The organism is Planctomicrobium aquicomposti (assembly GCF_051466325.1).
Classification (GTDB): Bacteria; Planctomycetota; Planctomycetia; order Planctomycetales; family Planctomycetaceae; genus Planctomicrobium.
Genome location: NZ_CP195792.1, coordinates 1,472,501 through 1,489,989, shown reverse-complemented (window position 1 = coordinate 1,489,989; position 17,489 = coordinate 1,472,501). Strand labels below are relative to the sequence as shown.

11 protein-coding genes (1 of these 11 cut by a window edge) are annotated in these 17,489 nt (G+C 58.7%); 5 read left to right on the top strand and 6 right to left on the bottom strand.

What is annotated here, in order from left to right:
- Nucleotides 1-50: 50 nt before the first annotated feature.
- The 3 genes from rfbA to SH664x_RS05625 form a co-directional block, all read right to left on the bottom strand.
- Nucleotides 51-977: a glucose-1-phosphate thymidylyltransferase RfbA gene (gene rfbA / locus SH664x_RS05635; RefSeq protein WP_437205768.1), complete on the bottom strand. Its 927-nt coding sequence runs from the start codon at nt 975-977 to the stop codon at nt 51-53.
- Nucleotides 978-1,102: 125 nt separating this feature from the next.
- Nucleotides 1,103-1,711 (bottom strand): pyridoxamine 5'-phosphate oxidase family protein, encoded by a 609-nt coding sequence (locus SH664x_RS05630; protein WP_437205766.1) that lies wholly within the window; start codon nt 1,709-1,711, stop codon nt 1,103-1,105.
- Between the two features lie 78 nt (nt 1,712-1,789).
- Nucleotides 1,790-2,533 carry an NTP transferase domain-containing protein gene (locus tag SH664x_RS05625; RefSeq protein ID WP_437205764.1) on the bottom strand — a complete coding sequence of 248 codons (744 nt, stop codon included), beginning with the start codon at nt 2,531-2,533 and terminating at the stop codon, nt 1,790-1,792.
- Between the two features lie 450 nt (nt 2,534-2,983).
- Here SH664x_RS05625 and SH664x_RS05620 point away from each other — a divergent pair, with 450 nt between their 5' ends.
- Nucleotides 2,984-3,448 (top strand): hypothetical protein, encoded by a 465-nt coding sequence (locus SH664x_RS05620; RefSeq protein WP_437205762.1) that lies wholly within the window; start codon nt 2,984-2,986, stop codon nt 3,446-3,448.
- Nucleotides 3,449-3,537: 89 nt separating this feature from the next.
- On the opposite strand, the gene SH664x_RS05615 is transcribed toward SH664x_RS05620, so the two are convergent.
- Complete coding sequence (locus SH664x_RS05615; protein WP_437205760.1) at nt 3,538-4,410, bottom strand: NlpC/P60 family protein; 873 nt, start codon at nt 4,408-4,410, stop codon at nt 3,538-3,540.
- Between the two features lie 754 nt (nt 4,411-5,164).
- Between SH664x_RS05615 and SH664x_RS05610 the strand changes: the two genes are divergently transcribed.
- The 3 genes from SH664x_RS05610 to SH664x_RS05600 all read left to right on the top strand — a co-directional run bounded on the left by SH664x_RS05610 (nt 5,165) and on the right by SH664x_RS05600 (nt 8,611).
- Nucleotides 5,165-5,479, top strand: coding sequence for a hypothetical protein (locus SH664x_RS05610; protein WP_437205759.1), 315 nt, complete (start codon nt 5,165-5,167; stop codon nt 5,477-5,479).
- Between the two features lie 161 nt (nt 5,480-5,640).
- Complete coding sequence (locus SH664x_RS05605; RefSeq protein WP_437205758.1) at nt 5,641-6,312, top strand: carbonic anhydrase; 672 nt, start codon at nt 5,641-5,643, stop codon at nt 6,310-6,312.
- A gap of 364 nt (nt 6,313-6,676) precedes the next feature.
- The gene (locus SH664x_RS05600; protein WP_437205757.1) at nt 6,677-8,611 is read left to right on the top strand and encodes a SulP family inorganic anion transporter; all 1,935 of its coding nucleotides are present in this window, start codon (nt 6,677-6,679) and stop codon (nt 8,609-8,611) included.
- 208 nt (nt 8,612-8,819) lie between these two features.
- Here the strand turns inward: SH664x_RS05600 and SH664x_RS05595 are convergent, their stop codons facing one another.
- Together SH664x_RS05595 and SH664x_RS05590 are read right to left on the bottom strand one after the other, a co-directional pair.
- Nucleotides 8,820-9,227 carry a hypothetical protein gene (locus SH664x_RS05595; protein WP_437205755.1) on the bottom strand — a complete coding sequence of 136 codons (408 nt, stop codon included), beginning with the start codon at nt 9,225-9,227 and terminating at the stop codon, nt 8,820-8,822.
- Nucleotides 9,228-9,880: 653 nt separating this feature from the next.
- Nucleotides 9,881-11,821, bottom strand: coding sequence for a heavy metal translocating P-type ATPase (locus SH664x_RS05590; protein WP_437205754.1), 1,941 nt, complete (start codon nt 11,819-11,821; stop codon nt 9,881-9,883).
- 837 nt (nt 11,822-12,658) lie between these two features.
- Between SH664x_RS05590 and SH664x_RS05585 the strand changes: the two genes are divergently transcribed.
- On the top strand, nt 12,659-17,489 hold the 5' portion of the coding sequence (locus tag SH664x_RS05585) for a sugar-binding protein (RefSeq protein WP_437205752.1). It continues 293 nt past the right edge of the window; only the first 4,831 of its 5,124 coding nucleotides appear in the window; its start codon is at nt 12,659-12,661; its stop codon lies beyond the right edge, outside the window.

Here is a 17,489-nt window from a genome sequence, read left to right as displayed (position 1 = left end):
AGCACGTCACCCGCTCGTCCCGATCGTCCGTCGGAGCGAACGGAGATTCGTCAGCCTCCACCGGCTCCGGCGAGTCGGCGGGTCGCGGGATCGTTGCCATCGGCCAGCAGATCGAGAAGGTAGCGCCCATAATCGCTTTTGCCCAGCGGCTCCGCCAGTTTTCTCAACTGGTCATCATTGATGTAACCCAGCTGCCAGCAGATTTCCTCGGGCACACAAATCTTCTGCCCCTGCCGGCTTTCGATCGCTTCCACAAACCCTGAAGCCTGCAACAGAGCCGAGGGAGTTCCCGTATCGAGCCACGCGAAGCCTCGCCCCATCAACTCCACCTGCAGCTTCCCCTGCTCCAGATAGGTCTGATTCACCGTTGTAATTTCCAGCTCGCCACGAGCGGAAGGACGCACCTGCTTGGCAATGGAGATGACATCGTTGTCGTAGAAGTAAAGTCCGGTGACCGCATACCGCGACTTCGGCTGCTCGGGCTTCTCCACGATCTCGACCGCCCGTCCCTGCACGTCGAATGACACCACTCCGTACCGCTGCGGATCGCGCACGCGATACGCGAACACTGTCGCTCCACTGCTGCGGGAAGCGGCCGAACGGAGAAGTGTAAACAGATCGTGCCCGTGGAAAATGTTGTCTCCGAGGACGAGGCAGACTCCACCCCCTCCGATGAATTTCTCGCCGATAATGAACGCCTCCGCCAACCCCCGGGGCTCGGCCTGCTCGGCATACGTCAGGGAAATTCCCAGCCCGGAACCATCACCAAGGAGTCGCCGGTACAGGGGGAGATCAGTGGGCGTGCTGATGATCAGAATGTCGCGGATTCCTGCCAGCAGCAGCACACTGAGCGGATAGTAGATCATCGGCTTGTCGTAGATCGGCAGCAGCTGTTTGCTGATGACGGCGGTCATGGGGTGCAGCCGCGTGCCGGCTCCTCCGGCGAGAATGATCCCTTTTTGAATCTGCTGTGACATGGAAAATGGATCCCGCTGAAATCGGAGAGGGAGACGCTGCAGGTCCGTGGACCCGTCGATGTTCTGTTCCGCCAATCATACGCGGGGTGCAACAGGACGGTGACGGCAAATCAGTCGGAAATGGTTCAGGGCTCCAGCCATTCCCCCTGCCAATCCGTTTCATTCCATACAAAGCGGGCCCGCCAGGAACCCGTCGGCTGGATCGACAGGATGTCGATGGTCGACAGCCGCAGCTGAATCACGGCGAAATTCGGACGGGCCGCCGCCAGTTCGTCATCTTCAGGGGGCCGCTGCAGTGCCCAGTCGGGCAGATTGGGAGACGGCCCGCCGGCAGGTGTCCCGGGAGGATGCAGAATCAGGTACGACCGGCGTCGACCGGCACTCGCCCGGGCCCATTCCCGTTCGGCCACCGCGTCGCTTGTGTGGATGCTCGCGGTCCCGTTGACCGTCAACTGCAGGCGCTGGACGCCATCAAAGAAGAGGCCGGAAACAACCGGAGAAGCTTGAAGCTGTCCGATTTTCGGGGAACGCCGATCGGTATGAAACGCCAGCTCCCGCGTGGCCGGGTCGACATGCCGCAGAATCAACAGCCTCTGCTCCGGGTGCCCCTCCTTCAACGTGGCCAGAGTGCAATAACACCAGGGATTGGCCAGCTGGTTGCTCGCAGCACTCAAAGAGTTCCAGACGAGCGGCAGAATGGCCTCAAGTCCGGCGGGAACGGCAGTCAACGACATCGTCATTATCCGGGAATCAAACAGTGGGTGCCTGTACCGAAATCATGGCCTTGCTGGAGGAAGTCCCAGCAGCAGGGGTCACGAAGTGCGGGCCTGCATGATCTTCTCGACTTCTGCCAGCTGCTCCTGCGTATTCACACCCATCGCCTCCTGAATATCGAGCCGACAGGAGGCAACGACCTTCCGGCCGAGCGTTCTCAGGATCTCCGCGCAATCGGTCAGGTAGTATTCTCCTTGAGCATTTTCAGGACGGACCTGATCGAGCGCCTCGAAGAGCGCCTGCCCGTCAAATGCGAAGCAGCCGGTATTGATTTCCGTGATTTTCAATTCATCCGGAGAGGCGTCACGCTGTTCGACGATTCGAAGAAAATGTCCCTGAGCGTCGCGGACAATTCGTCCCAGCCCTTCGTTCTGCTCGGTCCGCGCTGTGCCGACGACACAGGCCGCTCCGCTGCTTTTCAGTTCGCTGACCAGCCCGGCAAGTGAGTCGCCACGCAGAAGTGGGGTATCGCCCGCCAGGATCAGTATTGGCCCTTGATGGCCCTTGAGCAGGTCGCGGGCACTCATGACGGCGTGTCCCGTGCCGAGTTGCTCGGTCTGCAGTGCGAACTCCACATCGGGATGGTGCTGCAAAGCTCCTTTCACCACGTCGGCTTTAAAGCCGACCACCAGGACCAGCCGTTTCGCTCCGGCCTCGCGCGCCGCATTGAGAACATGGTCCACAATCGGTGTCCCGGCGGCCTGGTGGAGCACTTTCGGGGTTTCCGACTTCATCCGCTTGCTCTGGCCCGCCGCCAGAATGATTGCCACTGTGTCAGCCATGTCGCAGAACCTCCTTGCCAGATCTCCACAAAGTAGACAGGCCGGGCCGCAGAAAACACTCGAGAAATCATCCGCATTTTCGCCCGCCCCGGAGCCGAACCACAGATCATGGCCAGTCGGCGTCTCCAGCACAACCGCTCTTCCGCAATCGTGCGGTAGGAGCCGACGGTTTCAGACCGGGCAGGGCGAGCCCCGGGCTCGCCGCCTGACAGCGACGGGCTGTACCAATTGCCGCGATTCTCAGGGATTCCAAATGATTGTCGCCGTCGCGACTCAAGTTTCAGCCGGAATCATTTGACTGCGAGGGGGGGACTGCACGATTCTCGAAGTGCAGCCTGCTGGAACGGCGGGCGGACTTGTATGCGCTGTGGCAGAACTGTCATGAGGTGCTTCACCCCGTGAGGCCACGCCGGATTTTATTGTGAGGGGACGATCGTGGGTAAAATGGGCTTGGCAGGCGCATCTCTGGTCGCTGCGGTTCCCGGCGCAGTTCTCTCTGCTCTGCTGGTCATCGCGCTGTTGAACAATCTGGAATCGATCCCAACCAAGTTGCTGGTGCTGATCATTCTGGTCCTGCTCGTGGCGGCTGCGGCGGCCCTGTTTCCCGCCTGGGCGCTGATCATGTTCCGGGCCACGCCTTACGAACTCCCCGCCGGCTCACCATTGGCAGCGACCTCCAACAAGAAGGGGTCGACAGCCGCACCCACGGTGGCTGCCCCCGAAGTGGACGAAGAATTTTCGCCGGCCGAAGGGGATGAGTTCGCCACGAGCGACGAATTCTCGGAATTCGAAGAGCATGGCGATGCCCTCTCCGGCAACGAGTTTGAATCGTTCGACGAAGACGCGTCGGGCGGCGACTCGTTTGATTCCGACTTCAACTTCGAAGAGTTCGACGAAGAAGAAGGCAAAAAGTAACGTTGCCCACACGATCCGAGGGCCGATTCCCTCTCATGGGTCTCGCTGACGATCCGTCGATCTGATTGACAGCCTGCACGCCGGCAAGCTCACTCGTCCACAAAAACCCGGTGAGCATGAGCGGCACTGTGGTTGTACCACGACTTCTCGTGAAATGGCCGCAGGTGAATTCCGCAGGGAATCGACACGCCGTGGCTGTCGTCGACTCCCCCTCCATGACTGTCGAGAATCAGCGGCACCCCGTCTGGCGAAACGCCAATCGAGCCAATCCAGAGCACGACGTGACTGACCTGACCTTTGTCGCTGCGAATGTACAGCAGGTCTCCCGTCCGCAGCGTGTTGATCCGCTCCTGGTAGGACTCAGGGAGTTCGATCCGCTGGAGTTCCGTGGTCCGTTCCAGCCCGGGGCCGGCGACCTCGAGTTCTTCCGACTGGTGCACGACTTCGGTGTTCAGCTTCAGACCAAACGCCTGGTTATAGACAAAGCCGGTGAAGTTACTGCAGTCGACGCCCCGACCATTGTGCCCGACGCACGTGGGTAACCACTTCCATTCCCGTGGCGGGTCCCAGTCGGGGATGTGGTGGTGCTGATATCCGTAGCCGAGGAAGCGGAGCGCAGTGGCGATCACACGCTCGCGTTTCGCCTCGACGCTCCAGCCTTCCGTATGCACAGCAGCGGGATAGTGACGGGCAACCGGTCCCCAAGCCCCCCATCGCAGATGCACGCGTCGCGAGTACCATTCCAGATGAGGAACCTCCGCTTCCAGCCGGGGATTTCCCCGTTCCGTCTCCAGCAGGTCGCGAACCAGTTCCTCCCGCTCGCCGCGGAAATTCACTCGGTACGGCGAGACGTAGGAACCCGGTTCTTCCGCAGCACATCGACCGTCGCTTTTCAGGAACGGGCTGTTGAAGGTGATAATGAGGAGCAGGACTCCACCCAAGACAGAACGAATTGCGTTCATGGGTTTCCAGTTGTTGGCAGCGATGTCGTATGGGGATTGTCGTGGAGCCGGGGAGGCACCGGTTCCACGCATTCGAGAGACCTCCGGCAGGTGCGGGACGCTATGCCGACCAGGTCGAGCCGCCGGCATCTGCGAGGTCAGGCTGCTGAAATATAGAGCAGGTTGTTGGTGCCGGTTCTTGCCCTGTGAGAATTTCTGCTACTCAACAAGACGACTCTGTCTGACGGGATCGAGTGAGAGCATTTTGACTTCTGATTGCCCCGTGCTCGTCACGCAGCTGTCTGCAATTCTCCAATAGAAACCCGAGCCCCGCGAGACCTGTAACGCCCCTCCTGCTCAGGCAAGAGCGGACGCAACGAGCATGCAACGCAGGTGCAGCTACATCGACCAAGATTCATCGCAGGTAAAAATGTGCGCAAGCGAGCGTCGACACATCATTTCCCGTAACGCATTACTGTAAAAACCCTTACGTCACACCGAGTCAAACACCCCGAACCCCGAGGCATGGGCTTATGCATGTCTGCCGCTGTCGACAAGGAGGGAAAGTGGACCTCTAGCGGCGTCTGCCGATCAAATCGAAAAATCCACATCTCTGAAACACTTTACGCAAAAGTACTTGTGAAAAATGTCCAGAAAAGGGGATTTCTTCGTCTTGGCGACGGGACTGATAGTCGATAGGATGAGGCCGCACATTACTTTTCCGTTAGCTAGCAAGGTGGACTTGCGTATTCCCTAATCCGCTGTTCCCACTTCTATGTTGCAATCTTTCTCACCAATTCTGAAGCTCGCCCTGGTGATCTTCTCAATGGTGGCGACGGTCTTGCCATTCCCGATCCTCCGCGCTGCAGGGGGAACAATGGTCGAGACCAACGAGCGAGTTGAAACCGCCGAGGAACGGGTCTCTGTAGGCCATCGCTGTGAAGTTCCTCCCCCGGGTGAGCAGAAAGTCCCCGGAGCTGTCCCCTGTGCCAAATCCCGTCTGCACCGCTCCTCGTCTTTCGAGAAGATCGGCTCTGTCGCGACAGGACATGTTCTGGCGAATGGCTTGAATGCTCCCCTCACCACTTAGGTGAATTGCTGTGCTTCGCTGTCGCTGCGGGCGCTGCCCGTTGTGCTTCTGACATCGACTCTCCGACTCCCGTCCCACGCTTCACCGGCTCAAAATCCGGCGTCATCGTCGTGTGGACCAGGGAGCCTGCAATCCACATTCAAGTGAAGGCGACCCAACCGATGAAAAAGCTCGTCACCGGAATTCACCGTTTCACCAATAACGTTTTCACCGAAGAACGCGAACTCTTCTCCGAATTGAGTAACGGCCAAAAACCAATGGCCCTGTTCATCACGTGTGCCGATTCGCGGATCTGCCCGAACCTCCTCACCCAGACCAAGCCGGGCGACCTCTTTACCTTGCGGGTGGCCGGAAACATCGTCCCCCCGTACGGAAGCGGAGCCGGCGGAGAAGCAGCTACGATTGAATATGCCGTTTCGGTGTTGCGGGTTTCCGATGTGATCGTCTGTGGACATTCACTGTGCGGCGCGGTCTCTGCGCTGGTGGATGACCAGAATCTGGAGCGTTATCCCGCTCTGAACTCATACCTGAAGCATGCCGAAGCGACCCGTCGAATCATGGCTGAGAACTACAGCAAGACGTTCGACGAAGACGAACGCCTGAATCTTGCGATTCAGGAAAACGTGCTGGTCCAGCTGGAGAACCTGCGGACACACCCCTCGGTTCTCTCCGCGCTGTCTCGTAAGCAACTCAACCTTCACGGCTGGGTTTACAAGATGGAGACGGGGCAGGTCTTCGGTTACAACAGCGAGCAGGAGCAGTTTGTTCCTGTTCAAGAAGGGGACCGTCCGATGTCGCTGCAGCGGCCGATTCCACAGCTTTCCGCGATTTAAGTGCCCTCCGCACTTCCCAACTGGCTTTGACATGAGTGCGCGCAGCCGCCCTCAGCCTGCGCGCGAATGTCGCTCAGTGTGACCTGGGACCGCCGTCAATTTGATGGCCCAGGTTCAGTGACCAGCACTTCCAGATCGAGAGTCGTGCCACCTTTCCTACATGGGAGAGTTCGACTTCTCCCGCGATGGAGCCACTGCACACCCAAAGCAGGGTGACAAGGAGCAGGGGACGCCCACGGGCCTGCGTCCCCTGCTTTCTTCCCGACGGTTGCATGTCCATTTGCAGTCGCCGGCCTCACATTGAACGATGTTCAAATGCTGCGCTGGCTTTGCCCGACACAGTTCCTTCAGCTAAAACCAAAACATGACCCCAACGACTGATACATCTCACACGCGTACTTGGCCGAATGATCTGCTCTCGTCCATCGTCGTCTTCCTGGTGGCGTTGCCAATCTGCATGGGCATCGCGGTGGCGTCAGGAGTGCCGGTGTGCGCCGGACTTGTGGCCGGCATTATCGGCGGCATTGTCGCTGGTTCGCTGTCAGGCTGCCCATTGCAGGCAAGCGGTCCCGCCGCAGGCCTGACTGTCATCGTTTTTGAAGCGGTGCAGCGCCACGGACTGCAGACGCTGGGAGTCATTGTCGTCCTCGCTGGAATCCTGCAGATCCTCGCAGGAACCGCACGGATTGGCCAATGGTTCCGTGCCATTTCTCCGGCTGTTGTCCACGGGATGCTCGCAGGCATTGGTGTTCTCATCGTCGCCAGTCAGTTTCACGTCATGCTCGACGAGGCTCCCTACGGGAGCGGGATCAAGAACCTGGTCTCGATTCCACAATCTTTGAAGACGGTGATGGTTCAACCTGGGCCGTTCTCCAAAGACGCCTGGCATTCCCGGCGTGAACTGCTCCAGCAGCTGGGCGAACTCCACCGTCAGCAGGTCATGCTCAATGAACAACTTGGGGAACGAATCCCCCGCAAGGATACAACCGGCCGACAAATTCTGAAGATTGAGGTTGAAGATCTGGCAACCACCCAGAAAGCGATCTACAGCCAAGTTGAAAAGCTGATCTCGGAAAGCACCAAGATCTTTGCATCGGAGCCGAGCCGACAGAAGCGGGTCGCCGAACTCGGTTCCAACGCCTTAACTGCGATTGGCCATAGTCTCGAAGATCTTGAAAACAACCGCCCTGATGTCGTCCTTAAGTCTTCCCGAGATGCACTCAAGTCGCTGTCGGCTTTTCAGTCGGCCTATCGCAACCAACAGTTTGCCGCGGGCCTGGGCATCCTGACAATTATTATTCTTGTTCTCTGGAAGACCTACGCCAAGGGGCGACTGGGCATGGTGCCTGGGCCGTTGATTGCCATTGTAATCGTTTCGACCGTGGCGTGGATGTGGGAAATTCCCGTCCTCTACGTGGAGATTCCAGACTCCATCAAAGACGAGCTGCACTTTATTAACTGGAACATTTTGAGTGACGCTGACTGGGGCGGGGTTCTGGGAACTGGACTGTTGCTGGCTGTCGTCGCCAGTGCGGAAACTCTGCTGAGTGCAGGTGCCGTCGACAAAATGCATTCCGGCCCCCGGACCAATTACAACCGGGAACTCCTGTCTCAAGGCGTTGGCAACCTGTGCTGTGGGCTCGTCGGTGCCTTGCCGATTACCGGGGTCATTGTTCGCAGCTCGGCCAACGTGCAGGCAGGTGCAAAAACTCGACTGTCTACCGTTCTGCACGGTATCTGGCTCCTGGCGTTCGTTGCATTGCTGGGCAGCCTTTTGCGCATGATTCCGACCGCGGGGCTGGCAGCCATCCTCGTTTACACCGGGTTTAAGCTGGTGAATATCAACGTCATCAGATCGCTCGCGCAATACGGTCGTGGTGAGGTGGTTATCTACGCGGCCACGTTGATGACGATCGTGGCAACTGACCTGCTGATCGGCGTACTCGTCGGCCTGGCATTGGCCGTCTTGAGACTGGTCCTCCGCTTCAGCAGGCTGCGAATCCAGACAGATCAATCGTCGGCAAACTCAGGACGTTATGCCGTTCGCCTTTATGGAGCTGCAACGTTTATTCGCCTGCCGAAGCTCGCGCAAGCGCTGGAACGTCTTCCCGCCGGAAAATCAGTCGAGATTGACCTCCGACACCTGCGTGAAGTTGACCAAGCGTGCTTCGAATTGATCGAAGAGTGGGCGAAGCAATACCAGGCTGTCGGCGGGAATGTGGATATCGACTTCCACACGCTGAGGTCGCTGGTGAAAGAAGAAAAGCCCGACCCGAGAGTGTCAACCCACGTTGCGTAAGAGCCCTCCCATCTCGAGCTGGTTGCTCTTGCAGTCCCCGCGCTGCAACGATTTCGCCGGGCCAGCTGTTGATCTCCGCGGGGCGATTCATCGCCAAAATGCCCCAACGCTCTTGGGACCAAATGCGAGAAGCCCCCGGAAAATTCCAGGGGCTTCTTTTTATAGGTGGCGAGAGCCCTTCCGAAATCTCGCTGCGTATCCACCAGGCTTACTGGAGGTTGTAGCCTCCTCGACTGACCGGAGCCGACTCAATCCGCAACTGCTCGAGCCCCATGCCCATTCCCAGGTTCATCTGGGAATTCATGTCCACGGGGGAAGAGAATTGTCCAGGAGCCGGGCTCCACGGCATCGGCGAGGGCGCGAAGCCCGAATTTCCGACGGGTGGGACAATTCCCGTATTTCCGTTGCCGGGCAGGTTAGGCAGATTGCGACCGAACCCTCCGCGGGGAGGCATTCCCCCCTGACGACGATCAAACCGGGGCTGCCCCCCGGCCGGATTCAGTGCCGGCGCATTGGTCGGCAACTGCGACGAGAAATTGGCTCCTCCCGTGGCGGGGGAAGCGGAATAATACGGGCTTCCCCAACCTTGGCTGAGCCCCCCAGCAGGAGAATTCAAATTCGGAAAGCTCTGCGTGGGGGGGACGGTACAACCATTCGGGCCACACTGCAGCGGACTGCAGTTTCCATTTGCGCATTGGCTGGGATCGCAGTTCTCGCCCGGAACACATTGGTGTCCATTGGGCGTACAGACGCCATTCACACAGTTGTGGGACGGCGTGAATGAAGTTGGGGCATTCCACCCTTGAGCGGTAGCAGTGAGGGGAAGTGTTACGACAGCGAGAAATCCGACATGTCGAAGTGAACTGAGCATGACAGGGATCCTGTTGAGGCGGGTTTGATCACTGAGAACCACCAATGTGTTCTCGAATTGAGTCACAACGCATTACCCATGCCACAACACGCGCCATCAATTTAACAAACATCATATTCCCATACAGAAAAACAACTTATTACACATTGACACCTCACGCACCGTATTCGACAACAAAAATTCCGTTGTCAAATTCACAACCAGTGCCATCAGGTCTCTGTAAGAACTGCTGAAAACGAGACCGGCCGAATCGGAATATTCTGCCGCGCTTCACCAAGCCTCGCGGGAGGATGATCCGCTCCCCACACCAAAGGCCTTTCCAAACAAGATGAAAGCGCGGCAACAACATCGACGGCCTGACATCGTCCCGACAACTGAGAGGCTCCGAACAGCGGACATCACATTCCCGCCCCCATCCGAGACTTGGCGGAAGTCCGAAAAGGGGTCGCGAGCAGTCGCAATCCGTTCAGCACCACCAGGACCGTTCCCCCTTCATGCCCGATGACAGCCAGCGGGAGCGGGAGCGCGAAGAATAAGCCCCCGGTCACCAGCACCGCCATCGCCCCCATTGCGAAGATGAGATTCTGGCGAATGATTGCCGCAGCTCTTCGGGCCAGGCAAAGAGCGTCTGCCAGACCTTGCAGGTCATCGGACAACAGGGCCACGTCTGCAGCCTGCAGTGCAACTTCTGATCCCGCAGCCCCCATCGCAATCCCGACATCTGCCCGTGCCAAGGCAGCGGCATCGTTGACTCCATCCCCCACAAACGCGACCTTCCCCTCACTGGCGAGGCTCCCCACCATTTGAACCTTGTCTTCGGGGAGCATGTCCGCGGAGATGCAGCCGACCGAGAGCCTCAGCTCCTCGCCAATTCGCAAGGCAACTGGTCGCCGATCCCCCGTCATCATGACGATCTTTTGAATACCGTTCTTCCTCAAAGCAGCCAGCGCAGGACGCGCTGAGGCCCGGAGCTGATCAGCGATACTGACGGCCCCGAGGACCTGCTGATCCCGGCCGAGATAGATAATCGCCTGTGAGCCCTCCGACAGGCGGACGAGGGCAGGGTGATCGACAACCGCGTTCATCTGGGCCGCCATTCTTGCATTGCCTGCCCAGAGTTGCCCGTCTTGAAAACTCCCGAGAATGCCGGCACTCGGACGGTTCATCACGTTGGACACCGAAGCAGAGGGAATCCCGCGCGCGGTCACTTCTCGTCGGATGGCCTCGGCACTGTGATGTTCCGAATGGGCCTCCAGTCCCGCCAGCAGCGACAAAAAATGGTCCTCATCCCCATCAAGGGCGACGACCCCGGTCACCGAGGCCTTGCCCGTCGTCAGCGTGCCCGTCTTGTCGAACGCAAAAACAGTGACGGCTGCAAGCGTTTCCAGAGCTGCCCCTCCTTTGAACAGCACCCCACCCCGAGCGGCAGCGGAAAGCGCAGAGAGAATTGCGGCCGGGACTGAAATAACGATTGCACAGGGACTCGCAGCGACAACCAGCGTGGCAGTACGGTAAAGCGCTTCCTCCCAGCCTCGACCGAGTCCGCAAAAAACGGCAAACGCCAGAAGTGCCCCCACGAACACTGCCACGGTATACCGCTGGCCGAACCAGTGGCTGAAACGCTCGGAGGGGGCTTTGGTCGCCTGCGCCTGCGTGACCAGGGCAATCATCCTGGCGACCGTACTCTCAGCCAGATTGCGGGTCACCCGGACGTCAAGAACCCCCTCCAGATTGACCGTCGCCTCAAAAACTGGCGCTCCGGATGCCTTGGAAACCGGCATCGATTCACCCGTGATGCTGGATTCATCGAGAGAACTTCGGCCGGCCAGGATCGTCCCGTCTGCCGGCACCCGAGCCCCCGGACGAAGCACAACAATGTCATCGACCTGCAAGTCCGCAGCGGGGATCTCGATCACCGTTCCGTCCGCCTGCCGGCGGAAGGCCGTTTCCGGTCGAAGTGCCATCAGAGCTTCGACGGCCCGGCGAGCCCGCCCCAACGCCCGCTTTTCCAGTGTGGTCGAAAGACTGAAGAGCGTCAGCAAGACCGCCCCTTCAAAGGGGGCGCCGACAGCAGCAGCCGCCACCGCAGCAATCACCATCAGCAAGTCGATATCGAAAACACCGTCGCGTCTCAGTTCCGCCAACGCGCGCCACAGAGCCGGAACTCCCGCCGCAAGATAGACGAGCGAAACACCGACACCCGATAGCAGTGTCGACGCCTGCCCCACATCAGGCAGGAATCGAACCAGCGCAAACACCATTCCCAAAACGGTCAATCCGGTCAGAAGGAGTGCCAGATCACCAAACGTCCCTGACGTTTTTCGCACCTGATGGGTCATGTCGTCCTCGGCGAATCCTTCGCAGTCGAATCGATTCGTCTCCCCCTACACTCACGTGTGCCCCCTTCAAGAGCCTCGCTCATCCTCGCAAGAAAAACCAGATTGACAGCGTTGAAGATGATGCAGGACTCCGGCGCGCTGCGTCGTCCCCACAATCAAATCGCAATTTTGTTCCGGTCCCGGTCCTGCCGACAGATTCCCTTGCCAGCACCGGTCACTCTCCAACGGTGACTTCAGGCCGCGCCCGGAAAGCCTTCCGGAGAATGGATTCGGCAGATTGATGCTCTGAGTTGGGCTGCGGTCGCATCACCGGCGACACGAGCGTTCCAGACCGCCATCGATCGCGACCACCTCGACTGACAAAGACACCACAGGCGACCGGGACATCCACTTGCGGCAGCCCAGCCGCAGGACATGTTTCATTCCAAAAACGACGTTCCCTTGACACAACACGCCAACACGACCGCACCTTTAAAATGTTCCAGATCACATCCAAAATGTACTAGGTCACTTTAAAATGTTCCAGAACGACTTTTAATAGTGCAACAATAGCCCGTAGCGCCCTCACCAGAATGCTTTCATAACCGCGTGCATGTGGCCTTTTCAGCAGCCTTTCGACGGAATTCGCGCCACACACGCTTGGTCAATATTTACAGAAAACATTCGCGATCCATACTAGACGTTATTTAATCACATGTTAATGTCCCGATTCCACATTGCAGTCGCATTGTCATCATCTCGCGATTCCGTTTCATCCTGCCGGTTGACTCCCTGACTTCAACTCAAGTCGGTCGACAGCGAGGCAACCGTGCGGTTCTGGCCACAGGAGTGACACGAATGCTCATCACCTTCTCGTCGTTGTTTCGCGCCGTGTTCCCCTTCAATCGCCGCAGCTCACGCCGACAGGGGAGTTCGAAGTTTCGGTCGCGTGCCCGACGACGCCTTTCGACCGGCAATGATGTCGAAGCGCTGGAAGCCCGGATCATGCTCGCGCTGCCGACCGGAATCACCAGCGATGCGATGTACCAGAATGGGTACCTGGATGTCATGGCCTTCGCAGCCCACTACGGCATCACCAACAGTACAAGTCCTACCGGGACGCAAATTAACAACAACACCGCCGGCCTCACCACCGCCATCGAAGACGCCCGCGCCAACAAGCTGGTGACGTACCTCCGGAGCGGAACGTATGTGGTGAACAACACCATCATCGGGCTGCAGCCCCAGCCCAACACCACCGGTGCCACAACAGGCCCGACGCTGGTCGGGCCCGAAGGGGGAACCCGACCGGTCATCAAGCTGGCGGACAATACGTTTACCTCCGCCTTCACAACGACTAATAACCTGCAGCCAGTCATCCGTTTCTACAATGACTACGATACGGGACTGACCGGAGCATCTTCCTTCGCATTCGGCTTCAACGTCCGGAATCTGACGATTGACATGGGGCAGGGGAACAGGAATTCGGTAGGGCTCGTCATGGCGAGTACCCAGTACTGCTCTCTGCAGAATGTGAACATCATTGCGGGAGATGGACCAGGCGGCTTCACGGATGCCTGGGGCGGAATCATGGGCATTCCCAGCTCCGGCTCGACGGTGGCGAACATTGAAGTGACCGGCGGGCAGTACGGTATGTATTTTGGAAATCCAACCGCTTTTGCGGGCTCTGCGGTGACCAACGTACGACTTCTCGACCAGGAAACGGCAGCGATTTATAAGAGTTCGGGCTGGTTCCACCTGACGCTGGCAGGATTCGAGATTCAAAAAGACTCCGGTCCCGTCATCACCCTCCCGAACAACACTTCGCAGCCCCGGACTGCAGCCATCACCCTGATCGATGGGAAAATCACGGTGGGGGGAAGCACGACCTACGCCATCGACAATTCCGCTGCAGAGAGCATCTACATGCGGAACGTCTATTTCTCTGGAGCAACGAACGTTCTGAAGAGCGGCACGCAACCAGCCATCGCTGCTTCCGGGTCGTGGACGAGAGTTGACGAATACGCTTACGCGGACCCTGAAAACCACACCAATGCCGGCGGAGGTAAAGACGGAATTGACGGCCGAGGCCGCATTTATACCTCGAATGGAAGCAGCACGCCGACCGAACTTCCCGAGGTCGCTTCTGTGGTGGTGAATGCAGCAGCGCCTCCATCCTATCTGCTCAGTCAACACGCGCTGCCGGACCTTCCGGACATCCGGACTTCGACAAATATCATCAACGTCAAAGCGGCTCCCTATAACGCCACCGGAAACGGGACGACAGATGACTGGTACGCCATTCAGACAGCGATCAATGATGGCCAGTCCCAGGGCAAAGCGGTCTTTCTGCCGAAGGGGACCTATCTGATCACCCAGCCGCTGACGCTGCAGGAGAATACTGTCATCTTCGGCGCGACAAATATGGAAACAGTGGTCAAGGGCCCCCACCTCAGCACCGATCCTGCCTGGACCGCCACGTCCAGCCCCTATCTGATTACCACCGTCAACAGCGCGACCGCCACCACCTACATGGCCGACATTAATGTCGACATGCCGGTGAAACAGGCAGTGACTCCGGACATCATCGGTGACCCGAATCGTGTTCCCTGGCTGGAAATGGTCCGTTGGCAGGCTGGCAAAAACTCGGTTGTCGCCAATCTGGGTGAGCTCGGAATCTTCTCCTGGTCAACGTATCTCCCCTCCAATCCAACGCTCGCAGCCGGCGTCTCCCAGCAGGTGTTGATCACCGGCAACGGCGGCGGTCGCTGGTTCGGGTCTCCCATCACACAGGTCGGGAACTCGATCCGGGGTGACTATGCAGGACTGCGAATCTCAGGAACCTCGCAACCACTCACCATCTACGGCTTGAATATCGAGCGGCCGGCGAACAAAAGCCAGACAACGACAACCAACCCGAATGATGAGCCCCGCATTGTCGCGATCGAGAACTCGTCCAATGTGCGGATTCTCAACTTCAAAACCGAACACCGCGACCAGACTGTTTTCGAGGTCTACAATTCGGACAACATCTGGATTGACGGTCTGGACGGGAACGGCGGCTCGGATGCGGTCAGTCCCCTTGTGGATGTCCGTAATGATTCCAACGGTGTGCTGGTGACGATGGTCGGGATCGGTCGGGAAGCCGGCACCGGGGAACAGGCCCTCGTCGAGGATCGGGGCACCTATGGCAAACCCTACCAGACGACCGACTTCAAGATCGGCCTCAACGATCTGATCGTGATGTATCAGCTCGGTTCGGCATTCGATAACTCACCCTTTATTCCCGCACCGACCAACACCGCTCCGACAATTTCCGACATTACCAATCGGACGATCAACGAAGACAGCTCCACAGGGGCAATCTCCTTCACCATTGGCGATGCACAGACGGCCCCCGGCAGCCTGATTGTGACCGCCAGTTCCTCCAACACGACGCTCGTACCGAACAATCCCATAAATCTGGTTCTGGGTGGCAGCGGCGCAAGCCGTACGATCAACGTGATCCCGGCCGCGAATCAGTTCGGCACCACGACCATCACGGTGACGGTCAGCGACGGGACGCTGACAACAACGGACACGTTCGTCCTGACCGTCAACAGCGTGAACGATGCGCCGACGATCACCAACATCACCGATCGCACGATTGTCCAGAACACCTCCACGGGGGCGATCTCATTTACGATTGGCGACGTGGAGACGGCGGCTGGCAGCCTGACGGTGACTGCCACCTCCTCTAATACGACTCTCGTCCCCAACAATTCCGCAAATCTGGTGCTGGGTGGAAGTGGCGCCAACCGCACCCTCAATGTCATTCCCGCCCTCGGCCAGACAGGCACCTCCACCATTACTGTAACTGTCAGCGATGGAACCACGACAACAAGCGACACCTTCCTGCTGACAGTCAGCAGCTCGGGCGTAATCGACGTCAACATCGTCCAGACAGCCACCGCTCCGACACTGGGAGGCAGTGTGGACGCAATCTGGTCCACGGCGGTCACCAAGACCATCGGGAACCTTGTGGGCGGCTCGATTTCCGGGTCCAGTGACCTGTCCGGAAGCTTCCGGACACTCTGGGACAGTACGAACCTGTATGTTCTGGTTGAGGTCACAGACGACACTCAAGTCAACGACTCGGGAACCGCAACCTACAACGACGACAGCGTGGAAGTCTTCATTGACGCCAACAAGGATGCTCCGGGCACTGGGTACGGCAGCACCGACCACCAGTTCCGATTTACCTGGAATGGCTCTTCACTGACGATTGCCCGGATACAGGCAGGCGTGTCACAAACCGTGACCGGCGTCAGTGCCCAGCGGGTGGCAGTCACGGGGGGCTACTTCATCGAAGCCAGCATCACCTGGGCGGCACTCGGACAATCGAGCGTTGTCGAGGGGGCCCAGCTCGGACTCGATGTTTATATCAATGATGATGATGACGGCGGGGCACGGGATGCGAACATCGCCTGGTTCAACACGCTCGATACCGCCTGGAACACCGCCAGTGCCTTCGGGAGAGCGGCTCTCGTCGCCGCCACCAACACCGCTCCCACCATCACCGACATCACCAACAAGACAATCAATCAGGGAAATTCGACCGGAGCGATTTCGTTCACGATCGGGGATCTTCAGACATCTGCCTCGAGCCTGATCGTCACCGCCTCGTCCTCCAATACCAGTCTGGTTCCGAACAATTCGGCAAATCTGGTGCTCGGCGGAAGCGGTGCCAACCGAACGCTCAATGTCATCCCCATTGCCAACCAGTCTGGGACTTCGACGATCACCGTCACGGTCGACGATGGCGCCCTGACAACGACCGACACCTTCCTTTTGACCGTCAATATCGCCGGGGATATCACCATTGTGCGGACGACAACCGCTCCGACACTCGGAGGGTCAATTGATTCCGTCTGGAACAATGCGGTCACCAAGACACTGGGCAACCTTGTCGGCGGTTCGGTCTCAGGCTCAAGCGATCTGTCGGGAAGTTTCCGGACGCTCTGGGACAGCACGAACCTGTATATTCTGGTTGAGGTCACAGACGACACTCAAGTCAACGACTCGGGGACCGCAACCTACAACGACGACAGCGTGGAAGTCTTCATTGACGCCAACAAGGATGCTCCGAGCACTGGGTACGGCAGCACCGACCACCAGTTCCGATTTACCTGGAACGGCTCTTCACTGACGATTGCCCGGATACAGGCAGGCGCGTCACAAACCGTGACCGGCGTCAGTGCCCAGCGGGTGGCAGTCACGGGGGGCTACTTCATCGAAGCCAGCATTACCTGGGCGGCACTCGGGCAATCGAGCGTCACCGCCGGGGCTCAGCTCGGCCTTGATGTCTACGTCAACGATGATGACGATGGCGGAGCACGGGATGCGAACATCTCGTGGTACAACCCGCTCGATACTGCCTGGAACACCGCCAGCACCTTCGCTACGGCGTACCTGGCCGCACCGCAGCTGGCAGCGACAACGGCCCGTCCCGGATCGGGCGGTCCCACCCTGACAGAGTCGGCGCTGCAACCGATCATCGTGGCGGCGATGTCTCGCTGGCAACTGGCAGGCGCCGACATTTCGGCACTCGCCGGACTCCAGTTCCAGATCACAGACCTGCCGGGCAATGTGCTGGGCCTGGCAACAGGCAACACCATTTACATCGACACCAACGCAGCTGGGCATGGAT